We start from the raw sequence: 11,817 nt of genomic DNA, 5'->3' as shown, positions 1-11,817 counted from the left end.
TTCTCCGACGACCCGGCGCAGCCGCAGGCCCTGGCCGCCGGCAAGCCGAAGTGGAAGACCACCGCGACCATCGGCCGCACCGATCTGACGACCGGTGCCGGAAAGACCGCCGAGATCTCCGAGCTGGTGCCGCGTGCCGACCGCGACCTGGTGATGGCGCGTCTGGCCACGCCGGTGGACGGTATAGCCCCGCTGCGGGTCGCCACCGCCGCGCCCGCCGCCGGGCAGACCCTGCGGGTGCCCGGGTACGGGCGCACCAAGGACGAGTGGGCGCCGCTGAAGCTCCACACCGGCGCGTTCACCCTCGACACCGTGAGCGCGACCGGCATCGGCACCACCGGTACCGGCGGTGCGGCGGTCTGCAAGGGCGACACCGGCGCCCCCGTGGTCCGTACGACCAACGGCAAGGCCGAGCTGCTCGCGGTCGCCTCCCGCTCCTGGCAGGGCGGCTGCCTGGGCGTGCCCGCCACCGAGACCCGCACCGGCGCCTTCAGCTCCCGGGTCGACGACATCGCCGGCTGGGTGCAGCAGACCCGCGCCAAGGCCATCGGCTGGAAGACCCAGGCCCTGGTGCGCAGCGACACCAACCTCTACGCCGCGACCCGCCTGTACGACGGTTCGTGGACCCCGTACCAGGACGTCCAGGCCGCGGCCGGGAACATCGGCGGCGTCCGCGCCGTCACCTCGGCCGGCATCGACACCAACACCCACGTCCTGGCCCTGGGCGGCGACGGGCACCTGCACCACGCCATCCGCAGCCTCGACGGCAGCTGGGGCCAGAAGTTCATCGACGTCAACGCCAACGTCGCCGACCTCGGCAACATCACCCAGATCGCCGCCACCCCGGTCGGCGCCGATCTGCACATCGTGGTCGTCGCGAACGGCACCCTGTTCCACACCGCCCGCTACGGCAACGGCCAGTGGAGCGGGTTCAAGGTGGTCACCGACAACACCGGGCCGCTCAACGGCATCACCGCCATCTCCGCCGGCGGAACCGCCTCCGGGGACCTGCACATCGCCGCCGTGTCGGGCGGGAAGGTCTACCACACCCGGCGCAACGTCAGCGGCGCCTGGTCCCTCTGGGGATCGGTCTCCGACGTCGCCGGCGCCACCGGGCCGGTGACCTCCGTCGCCGTCACCCGCCAGAACAACGACCTCGACCTCGCCACCGTCGCGAGCGACGGCCAGTACCACACCCTGCGTTACGCCTCCGGCGACTGGTCGCGGATGAACTCCCTCGTCGACGTCATCGGGAAGGTCACGGGCACCGGCATCAGCGCCGCCACCGTCGACACCGACGCCCAGTTCGCCGTCACCACCAACGACAACAAGGTCATCCTGACCGCCCGCCACCTCGATGGCACCTGGGCCGACCCCGAGTACCTCGACCTCACCGCGATCCCCGGCAACCACACCGGCACCGTGATCACCAGCTCCATCTGATCCACGGCCCGCCGGCGGGCGTCCTGGTGCGGGAGCGGACCACCGTCCCGCACCGGGGCGCCCGCGTGCCGGTGTCCGACGGACCGTCACACCTCGGTCAGCTGAGGGTGGTCGGGCAGTCCGATTTCCGGACAATCCTCCTCGGCCCGTTCACGTGCGGACTTCTTCGAGTACGGTGGCATCCCGGCAGCTCGGCGGCCGAATGCTCCGGCGGCGCCGGCACGCGGGCGGCGCCGTGACCGCTTCCGGGCGCCACCCCGCCGTCGGTGTGCGGCAGTTCGCGTCCGGGGCCGGCCGTCTCCGCCGGAGTCCGACAGGGCAGCGCCGCCAGGACGTCGTCCCGGGGCCCGGTGAACCTGCCCAAGGACGGAGCGCGATGACCGACGGACCGGACCTGCCCACGGGTACCCGCCGGGTCCCGTACACCGACCCCGGAACGCCCGACCACCGGAGCCCGCTGCGGTACCTCTGGTGGCTCGTGTCGATGCAGCGCAGGCGGGTGCTGCTCGGCGCGACCTGGGGGAGCCTGTGGATGTGCGCGCTGATGCTGCCGCCGTACCTGATGTCGCGGACGATCGACGACGGGCTGCGCGCGCGGGACACCGGGGCGCTGGTCGGCTGGGTGGCGGTGGTCCTCGCGGTCGGGGCGCTGATCGCGGTCCTCGGCATGCTGCGGCACCGCACGATGACGTTCATCCGGGCCGACGCCGCCTTCCGGACGGTCCAGGCCGTCACCCGCCATGTGAACCGGCTGGGGACGACGCTGCCGCGCCAGGTGTCGGCCGGCGAGCTGACACACCTGCAGGCCGGTGACACCGGCCGGATCGCCCAGACGCTGACCATCACCGGGCCCGGCGTCGGCGCGGTGCTCGCGTACCTCGCCGCCGCCGTCCTGCTGGTCCGGATCTCCCCCGTCCTGGCCGCGGTGGTCCTGCTCGGCGTCCCGCTGCTGGCCGTGGTCATCGGCCCGCTGATGGGGAGGCTGCACGGCGCCGAGGGCCGCTACCGCGAGGAGCAGGGGGCGCTGACCGCCCTGGCCGGCGACCTGGTGGCCGGGCTCGGGGTGCTGAACGGCATCGGCGGCAAGCCGATGTTCGCCGGGCGCTACCGGCAGCGCTCCCGGGCGCTGGTGCCGCTCGGCTACCGGGTGGCCTCGCTCACCAGCTGGGTGCAGGCGGTGGGCGCCTGTCTGCCCGTCGTCTTCCTGGCCGTGGTGACCTGGCTCGGCGCGCGGATGGCGGCGGCCGGCGACATCACGGTCGGCGAACTGGTCGCCGTCTACGGGTACGTGGCGGCCCTCCTGGCACCGGTCTCGTTCTTCGTCGAGGGCGCCGACGACCTCCCGCGCGGCCTCGTCGCCGCCCGCCGCGTCATCGACATCCTGGCGCTGCGGCCCGAGTCCTCCGGCGAGCGCACCCGCACGGCGCCGCCCGGCGGTCCGGCGGAGCTGCACGACCCGGAGTCGGGCCTGGTGCTGCGCCCCGGGCAGGTCACGGCCCTGGTCTCCGCACGGGCCGACGAGGCCCGCGCCGTGGTGGACCGGCTGGCCAGCTACACCCCGTCCGGCGCCACCTGGGGCGGTGTCGAGGTCTCCGCGTGGGAGACGGCCGCACTGCGGCGGCACGTCCTGGTGTCCGACAACGAGTCCTACGTGTTCGGCGGCACCCTGGGCTCCGCGGTGGCGGTCCACGGCGGGCGCACGGCGGCGGAGATCGGGCGCGCGCTGCACGCGGCGGCGGCCGAGGACCTCGTCGGCCTCCTGCCCGGCGGCCTGGACGCACCGCTCCAGGACCGCGGCCGCAACGTCTCGGGCGGCCAGCTCCAGCGGCTGCGGCTGGCCCGGGCCCTGCTCGCCGACCCCGAGGTGCTGCTGCTCGTCGAGCCCACCTCGGCCCTGGACGCGCTCACCGAGGCCGCCGTCGCCGCCCGGCTCGGCGCCTTCCGCGCCGGCCGCACCACCCTGGTCGTCGGCACCTCCCCGCTGGTCCTCGGCCGGGCCGACCGGGTCTGCCACCTCGTGGACGGCAGGGTCCGGGCCGCGGGCACCCACGGCGAACTCCTCGCCACCGAGCCCGCCTACGCGGCACTGGTCCTCCGCGGCGACCCCGACGCCCGCCCGGACCCCGACGCCCGCCCGGACCCCGGCGCCCGCCCCGACGCCGAAGCCCGCCCCGACGCCGACGCCCGCCCCGAGGCCGACGCCACCGCAGAGCCCCGGGAAGGAGCATCCCGATGAGCCACGACGACCCCCACCGACTCCCCGTCGCCGACCGGGCGACCGTACGGCGGGCCGTCCGGCGCCTGCTCGTCGACGACGGCCGGGCGATGTGCGGGGTCCTCCTCCTCACCTGCCTCGCCGCCCTGGCCGGGGTCGCCGCGCCGTGGTACCTCGGCCGCATCGTCACCCGGGTCGAGAACGGCGAGCTGACGGTCGGCCAGGTCGACGTGCTGGCGGCGGCGGTGCTCGGCTTCGCCCTCGCCCAGCTGCTGCTGACCCGCTTCGCGCGCTACTTCTCGCACCGGTTCGGGGAGCGCGCCCTGGCCCGGCTGCGGGAGGAGGTCGTCGACCGGACGCTGGCGCTGCCCGGCCGGTACGCGGAGCGGGTGGGCACCGGCGACCTGGTGACCCGCTCCTCCCTCGACGTGGGCACGGTGGCCGCCACCCTGCGCAACGCGGCCCCGGACGTCTTCATCGCCGCGGTCCAGGTGCTGTTCGTCCTCGGCGCCGCGTTCCTGCTCGACCCGCTGATCGGGCTGTGCGCGCTGGTGAGCCTGCCGGTCGTCTGGGCGGTGGGCCGCTGGTACCTGCGCCGGGCCCGGGACGCCTACCTCGCCGAGGGCGCCGCCTACGGCGGTGTCGCCGAGGCGCTCAACGCGACCGCCCACGGCGCCCGCACCGTCGAGGCGTTCGGGCTCGGCGCCCGCCAGGACCTCGCCGTGGACCGGGCGATCGACACCGCCTACCGGGCCGGCGTGCGCACCCTGTTCCTGCGCACCGTGCTGTTCCCCGTCACCGAGTTCGCCCACGCGCTGCCCACGGCGCTCGTCCTGCTGGTCGGCGGCCTCGGCTACCTCGACGGCGCGGTGGGCCTGGGCACGGTGGTGGCCGGCAGCCTGTACATGTGGCAGCTGGTCGACCCGCTCGACCGCGCCCTCAACTGGATGGAGCAACTGCAGCGCAGCGGCGCCTCGTTCGCCCGCATCAAGGGCGTCGGCCTGGTGTCGGAGGATCCGCCGGTGCTCGACCGGCGGCCGTCCGACGACCGGATCGAGGTCCGCGGCGTCCGGTACGCCTACCCGGGCTCGCCGGACGTGCTCAAGGGCATCGACCTGGTGGTCCGCCCGGGCGAGCGGCTCGCGGTCGTCGGCCCGTCCGGCGCCGGGAAGTCCACCCTCGGCAGGCTGCTGTCCGGGGTCGACGCCCCGGACGCGGGACACGTCCGGGTCGGCGGCGTGCCGGTCGCCGACCTGGCGGCGGCGGGCGGCCTGGGCGACCGCATCGTCCTCATCACCCAGCAGCACCACGTGTTCATGGGCACCCTCCGGGACAACATGACCATGGCGGCCCCGGACGCCGGTGACGAGGAGATCCTCGCCGCGCTCGCCCTGGTCGAGGCCGGCTGGGTGCACGACCTGCCGGGCCGGCTGGACTGCGCGCTCGGGGCCGGCGGGGTCGAACTCGACGCGGCGCAGGCCCAGCAGCTCACCCTCGCCCGGGTCCACCTGGCCGACCCCCACACCCTGATCCTCGACGAGGCGACCTCCCTGCTGGACCCGACCACGGCGCGGCAGGCCGAGCGGGCGATGGCCGCCGTGCGCTCGGACCGGACGGTCGTCTCCATCGCCCACCGGCTGCAGACCGCCCACGACGCGGACCGCGTCGCCGTCATGGAGTCCGGCCGCATCGTCGAGCTGGGCACCCATGACGAACTGGTCGCCGCCGGCGGGTCCTACGCGGCGCTGTGGCGGTCGTGGAACGGCGAGGGCTGAACTCCCCCCGGCGGTAACAGGAGGACGGTTCACGGGGGTTCCGCCGGACCGGCCCGCGTGGCACCCTGGAGGATCCGGCGGCCGGGCCCGCCGAGCAGCAGCGGGCCCCGCCTCAGGCCCCGCTGAGCAGCCATCAACCGATCGGTTGATGCCGGGCATCCACCGCCGCCCGCCCCAGGTCTGGCCGTCCAGTCGATCCGGCGGACCGGGGCCGACTGCCAGGCTGATGCCATGGCAATCATCGAGGTGGACAGCCTCGTCAAGCGCTACGGCGACAACTCCGTGCTGAACGGGGTCAGCTTCGCCGTCGAGCAGGGCGAGATCTTCGGCATCCTGGGGCCCAACGGGGCCGGCAAGACCACGACCGTCGAGTGCATCGAGGGGCTGCGCACCCCGGACGGCGGCACCATCAGCGTCTGCGGCATCGACCCGCAGCGCGACACCGGCGAGCTGCGGCAGCTGCTCGGCGCGCAGCTGCAGGAGAGCGAGCTGCCCGACAAGCTCAAGGTCGGCGAGGCGCTGGAGCTGTACAGCTCCTTCTACCGCCAGCCGGCCGACTGGCGCGAGCTGGCCGAGATCCTGAACCTCACCGGCAAGCTCGGCACCCAGTTCCGGCGGCTGTCCGGCGGGCAGAAGCAGCGGCTGTCGATCGCGCTCGCGCTGCTCGGCACCCCGAAGGTGGCGGTGCTCGACGAGCTCACCACCGGCCTCGACCCGCAGGCGCGCCGCGACGTGTGGGGCCTGATCGAGCGCATCCGCGACCGGGGCGTGACGATCCTGCTGGTCACGCACTTCATGGAGGAGGCGGAGCGGCTCTGCGACCGGCTCGCCGTGATCGACACCGGGCGGGTCATCGCGATCGACACCCCGGGCGGCCTGGTGTCGCGGGTCGACAAGGGGCAGCGGATCCGGTTCCGGCCGTCCGGGCCGCTGGACGAGACCCGGCTGACCGCGCTGGACGAGGTCACCTCCGTCGAGTGGGCCGGCCCGCAGATCGTCGTGACCGGCAGGGGGGACCTGCTGCTCGCGGTGACCACCCTGCTCGCCGGCCAGCGGATCACCGCACTCGACCTGCGGGTCGAGCAGAACTCGCTGGAGGACGCGTTCGTCGCGCTCACCGGCCGCCCCGTCGAATCCTGAGGAGTCCCACCGTGTCCCCCCTGCTCCGGCTCACCGCCACCGAGACCAAGCTGTTCCTCCGCGAGCCGATCGTCGTGTTCTTCGCGCTCGCGTTCGCCCCGATCCTGCTCGTCGTGCTCGGCCTGATCCCCTCGATGCGGGCGAACAGCCCCGAGCTCGGCAACGTGCGGCCGATCACCCTGTACCTGCCGATCGTCGTGTCGATGGGCATCGCCCTGTTCGCGCTCAGCGGCCTGTCCCAACTGTTCGCCTCGTACCGGGAGAAGGGTGTGCTGCGGCGCATGCGGACCACCCCGGTCAAGCCGGGTGTGATGCTCGGCGCGCAGCTGCTGATGGCCACCGTGCTGTCCGTGGTGACGATGCTGGTCATGCTGACCATCGGCAAGCTGGCGTTCGACGTCGACCTGCCCCGCAAGCTGCCCGCCTACCTGCTCAGCTACCTGCTGGTGGCGCTGGCGATGTTCGCGGTCGGCCTGCTCGTCGCCGCGCTCGCGCCGACCGGCCGGAGCGCCAGCGCGATGGGTTCGCTGGTCTTCTTCCCGCTGGTGTTCTTCGCCGGTCTGTGGCTGCCGCGCGCCAAGATGAACGATGTCCTGCTGACCATCAGCGACTTGACTCCGCTCGGCGCCGGCGTGCAATCATTGCAGGACACCACCGCCGGGCACTGGCCGCAGCTGATCCACCTCGCCGCCATGCTGGGGTGGACGATCGTGGCCGGCGGACTGGCCGCGCGATACTTCCGCTGGGAGTAGAGGGTTGAGCATCGAGGCCGAGCTGCGCGCCGAGTTCGATCACTGGGAGCGTACGGAGACCGCGGCCTTCAAGGCGCTCCCGTACGTCCTCCTGGCGATCAGCACCGTGATCACGCTGCTGCAGCTGGTCTGGCGGGTGCCGATGCACTTCACGCTGGTGCTCGGGCTCTCCGCCGCCGCCGCGCTCTGGATGCTCTGCTTCCGCACGCTGCGCCCGGAACGGCGGCAGAACCGCCGGCTGATGGGCGTGTACTACACCGGGCTGATGCTGCTGGCCGCCGCCCTGGTGGGCGTCGCGCCCTGGTACGGGCTCTTCACCTTCGTCGGCTACCCCCAGGCCTTCAAGTACCTGCGGGGTCGCCGGCGGTACGTCGGCGCCGCCGTCACCGCGATGATCTCGGCGGCGGCGTTCATGGGGGGCGTGGCCGGCATCAACGACGCCCACATGTGGTGGGCGTGGCTGGCCGTCGGCCTGATCTCCGCGGTGCTGGCCGGGGCGCTGTTCTACTTCGTCGAGATGGCCGACCACCGCAACGACAAGCAGAAGCAGGCCCTCGTCGAACTGCACGAGGCCAACGCCAAGCTGGAGGCCGCGCTGGCGGAGAACGCCGCCCTCCACGCCCGGCTGATGGTCCAGGCCCGCGAGGCGGGCGTCCTGGACGAACGCCAGCGGATGGCGCGGGAGATCCACGACACCCTGGCCCAGGGGCTGGCCGGCATACTGACCCAGCTCCAGGCCGCCGAGCAGACCCTGGACGAGCCCCCGACGCTGCGCCAGCACCTGGCGAACGCGACGAACCTGGCCCGCGAGAGCCTCGTCGAGGCCCGCCGGACGGTCCACGCGGTGGAGCCGGCGGTGCTCGCCGAGGCCCGGCTCCCGGACGCGATCGGCGACGTGGCCCGCCGCTGGTCGGAGATCAACCACATCGACGCGGTGCTGACCACCACCGGCGACGCCCGGCCGATGCACACCGAGGTCGAGGTGACGCTGCTGCGCACCGCGCAGGAGGCGCTGGCCAACGTGGCCAAGCATGCGCGGGCCGGCCGGGTCGGCCTGACCCTGTCGTACATGGAGGACCTGGTCACCCTCGACGTGCGGGACGACGGCGTGGGCTTCGATCCGAGCGCCAAGCGGGTCAACGGGTCCACCAGCGGCGGGTTCGGGCTCCTCGGCATGCGCCAGCGGGTGCAGCGCCTCGCCGGGCGGCTGGCCATCGAGTCGGAACCGGGGGGCGGGACGGCGATCTCGGCGGCCGTCCCCGCCATCCCCGCGGGAGGTGCGGAATGATCACCCTGCTGATCGTCGACGATCATCCGGTGGTGCGGGACGGGCTGCGGGGCATGTTCCGGGCCGATCCCCGCTTCGAGGTGCTCGGCGAGGCCGGTGACGGCGCGGAGGCCATCGCCGCCGCGGAGGAGCTGCGGCCCGACGTGGTCCTGATGGACCTGCGGATGCCGAGGACCGACGGGGTCACCGCCATCAAGGAGCTGACCAAGCGCGGTGTGCCCTCGCGGGTGCTGGTGCTCACCACGTACGACACGGACAGCGACGTGGTGCCCGCCATCGAGGCCGGCGCCACCGGCTACCTGCTGAAGGACGCGCCGCGGGAGGAGCTGTTCCGCGCGGTGGAGGCCGCCGCGCAGGGGCAGGCGGTGCTCTCCCCCTCGATCGCGACCCGGCTCATGGGCCAGGTCCGACGGCCGGCGCCCGCGCCGCTGTCGGCGCGCGAGCTGGAGATCCTCGAACTGGTCGCCCAGGGGACGACGAACCGCGAGGCCGCGCGGAAGCTCTTCATCAGCGAGGCGACGGTCAAGACCCACCTCCTGCACATGTACGCCAAGCTCGGGGTCAGCGACCGGGCGGCGGCGGTGGCCGCCGGGTTCTCGCACGGCTACCTGACGCCCTGACCTGCGCCCCTGCCGGAGTGCTCCGCGGGTGCCGCCCGGACGGTTCGACCCGTCCGGGCGGCACCCGCGGCCGCGTCACCGTCCGCCGGAGGACGCCCGCGGGGCGTCGACGGCCTCGGCCAGGTGGCCGTCCAGCAGGCCGATGACCCGCGGCATCTCCTCGGTGAGGAAGAAGTGCCCGCCGGGGAAGACCTGGAGGTCGAACCCGCCGGTGGTGTGGGCCCGCCAGTCCTCCGCCTCGGCGACCGAGGTCTTGGGGTCGCGGTCGCCCGTCAGGGAGGTGATCGGGCAGCTGACGACGGCGTCCGCGCCGGCCCGGTAGGTCTCGATGGCGCGGTAGTCGGCGCGCAGCGCCGGCATCGCGGCCGCCATCAGGTCCGGGTCGTCGAGGACGACGGACGAGGACCCGTCCAGGCGGCGGATCTCGTCGGTGATCGCGTCGTCGCCGAGCAGGTGCACCCCCTCGGTCGGGCCCAGCCCGATCGCCGGGCCGCGCCGGCCGGAGACGACCAGGCGGGCGGCGGGCCGGCCGGCGGCCTCGCAGCGGCGGGCCACCTCGAAGGCGACGACGGCGCCCATGCTGTGGCCGAACAGCACCAGGGGCAGCTCGGGCTGCCGGGCCAGCACCTCGTGGATCCGGTCGGCCAGGACGTTCAGGTCGGCGATCGGCTCCTCCCGGCGGCGGTCCTGACGGCCCGGGTACTGGACGGCCAGGACCTCGACGCGGTCGGCGGCGGCCAGCGCGTACGGCACCGGGCGGTAGAACGGGGCGGTGCCCCCCGCGTGCGGGAAGCACACCAGGCGGGCGGCGGGCGCCTCCGTCCTCCGGTAGCAGCGCAGCCAGAGGTCGTCGTCGGCGGTGGGGTCGGGTCGGGCGGACATGGTTCTCCGTTCAGTGATCACGGTCGGGGCCGAGCTCGGCCTCGATGAGGGCGAGGAGTTCGTCGTCGGTGGTGTCGGACAGCGCGTCCGCGCCGGTCCCCCGGCCGGGCCCGGCAGCGGACCCGCCGCCGGTCCGGCCGACCAGCGACTCCAGCCGGGCCAACGCCCGTTCCCGGGCCGCCGGGTCCTCGGCGGCGGCGAGCAGCGCTTCGAGGGCGTCGAGCGCGGCGGGCAACGGATCGGGGTTCAGGGCGGTGTGCAGGTGGGACGCCAGGACGGCGGGTGACGGGTGGTCGTACACCAGGCCCGGCGGGAGCGCGAGGCCGGTGGCGGACGCGAGGCGGTTGCGCAGCTCGACGGCCAGGACGGAACCGAGGCCCTGGGACTTGAAGGTGCGGGTCGGGTGCACGCCCCCGGCGCCGTCGTGGCCGAGGACCGCCGCGGCGTGGGCGCGGACCAGGTCCAGTACGGCCCGTTCGGTGCCCAGGGCCGCAGGGGCCGTGGCGGCCGGGGCCAGGGCGCCGTCGTCCGGGTCGGGACGTGCCGGGGCCTGCTGCCCGGCGGCCAGCCAGTGGCGGGTGCGCTGGAAGGCGTACGTCGGCAGGTCCACGGTGCGGCCGGCCGCCGGCAGCACCGTGCCCCAGTCGACGGGCACCCCCCGGACGTGGGCCTCGGCCAGCGAGGCCAGCAGGCGGTCCGGGCCGCCGTCCTCGCGCCGCAGGGTGCCGACGGCCGCCTCGGCGGCGATGCCGCCGACCAGCAGCGGGTGCGGGGACACCTCGACGAAGGCGCCGTGGCCGGCGGCGGTGAGCACCCCGACGGCCCGGTCGAACTCGACGGTCTCGCGCAGGCTCGCGTACCAGTACTCCGGGCCCGCCTCGGGGCCGGCCAGCCACTCCCCGGTCAGCGCGGAGACCATCGGGACCAGGGCCGGGCCCGGCTCGATCCCCTTCAGGACGGCGAGGACCTCCTCGCGCAGCTCGTCCACGTGGGCGCTGTGCGAGGCGTAGTCGACGGGGATCAGCCGGGTGCGCACCGCCTCACCGTACGCGTCCGCCAACTCCCGCAGGGCGTCGGGCTCACCGGAGACCACCGTCGCCGAGGGGCCGTTGACGGCCGCGACCGAAAGCCGCTCCCCGAACGGCGCGATCCGCTCCCGGACGGCGTCCACCGCGTCGGCGACGGAGAGCATCCCGCCGCGCCCGGCCAGCGCCGTCAGCGCCCGGCTGCGCAGCGCCACCACCTGGGCGGCGTCGTCGAGGGAGAGGATTCCCGCGACGGCGGCCGCCGCGATCTCGCCCTGGGAGTGGCCCACCACCGCGTCGGGAGCGACACCGGCCGCCTGCCACACGGCGGCCAGCGAGACCATCACCGCCCAGAGCGCCGGCTGCACGACGTCGGCGGCCTCGAAACCGTGAAGGCCCGCCAGGACATCGTCCAACTGCCAGTCCACGTACGGCGCGAGGGCCTCGGCGCACTCCGCCAGCCGCGCCGCGAACACCGGGGACGACGCGGCCAGCTCACGGCCCATCCCCACCCACTGGCCGCCCTGGCCGGGGAAGACGAACACCGTCCGCCCGGGGCCCTCGGGGCCGACCGCTCCGGTGACGACGGCGGCGGAGGGGCGGCCGGCCGCGAGGTCCGCCAGGGCGTCCAGCGGCCGCGGGCCGAGCAGGACGGCCCGGTGGTCGAGCGCCGCCCG

The 11,817-nt window shown here is 74.6% G+C and carries 9 protein-coding genes; 7 read left to right on the top strand and 2 right to left on the bottom strand.

The window, feature by feature from the left end:
- The 7 genes from AE652_RS18695 to AE652_RS18665 form a co-directional block, all read left to right on the top strand.
- The coding region (locus AE652_RS18695; protein ID WP_049652932.1) for a trypsin-like serine protease at nt 1-1,443 on the top strand (1,443 nt) is incomplete at its 5' end.
- A 376-nt stretch (nt 1,444-1,819) separates the two neighbouring features.
- Nucleotides 1,820-3,679 (top strand): ABC transporter ATP-binding protein, encoded by a 1,860-nt coding sequence (locus AE652_RS18690; protein WP_082345820.1) that lies wholly within the window; start codon nt 1,820-1,822, stop codon nt 3,677-3,679.
- On the top strand, nt 3,676-5,433 hold the full coding sequence (locus AE652_RS18685) for an ABC transporter ATP-binding protein (RefSeq protein ID WP_049652931.1): 1,758 nt from the start codon (nt 3,676-3,678) through the stop codon (nt 5,431-5,433). The genes AE652_RS18690 and AE652_RS18685 overlap by 4 nt, the downstream gene beginning before the upstream one ends.
- 231 nt (nt 5,434-5,664) lie before the next feature.
- On the top strand, nt 5,665-6,573 hold the full coding sequence (locus AE652_RS18680; RefSeq protein WP_049652929.1) for an ABC transporter ATP-binding protein: 909 nt from the start codon (nt 5,665-5,667) through the stop codon (nt 6,571-6,573).
- 11 nt (nt 6,574-6,584) lie between these two features.
- A complete protein-coding gene (locus AE652_RS18675) occupies nt 6,585-7,325 on the top strand; it encodes an ABC transporter permease (protein WP_049652927.1) in 741 nt (246 codons plus the stop codon).
- Between the two features lie 4 nt (nt 7,326-7,329).
- A complete protein-coding gene (locus AE652_RS18670; protein ID WP_049652925.1) occupies nt 7,330-8,613 on the top strand; it encodes a sensor histidine kinase in 1,284 nt (427 codons plus the stop codon).
- Complete coding sequence (locus AE652_RS18665; RefSeq protein WP_049652923.1) at nt 8,610-9,233, top strand: response regulator transcription factor; 624 nt, start codon at nt 8,610-8,612, stop codon at nt 9,231-9,233. The genes AE652_RS18670 and AE652_RS18665 overlap by 4 nt, the downstream gene beginning before the upstream one ends.
- 75 nt (nt 9,234-9,308) lie before the next feature.
- Here AE652_RS18665 and AE652_RS18660 read toward each other — a convergent pair whose 3' ends face one another.
- Together AE652_RS18660 and AE652_RS18655 are read right to left on the bottom strand one after the other, a co-directional pair.
- A complete protein-coding gene (locus tag AE652_RS18660; RefSeq protein ID WP_049652921.1) occupies nt 9,309-10,115 on the bottom strand; it encodes a thioesterase II family protein in 807 nt (268 codons plus the stop codon).
- Between the two features lie 10 nt (nt 10,116-10,125).
- A partial coding sequence (locus AE652_RS18655) for an acyltransferase domain-containing protein (RefSeq protein WP_159028480.1) occupies nt 10,126-11,817 on the bottom strand: 1,692 nt, incomplete at its 5' end.

The sequence above is a fragment of the Kitasatospora sp. MY 5-36 genome (genome assembly GCF_001182915.1).
In the GTDB taxonomy this organism is placed as follows: domain Bacteria; phylum Actinomycetota; class Actinomycetes; order Streptomycetales; family Streptomycetaceae; genus Kitasatospora.
This window is presented reverse-complemented; position numbering and strand designations above follow the sequence as displayed.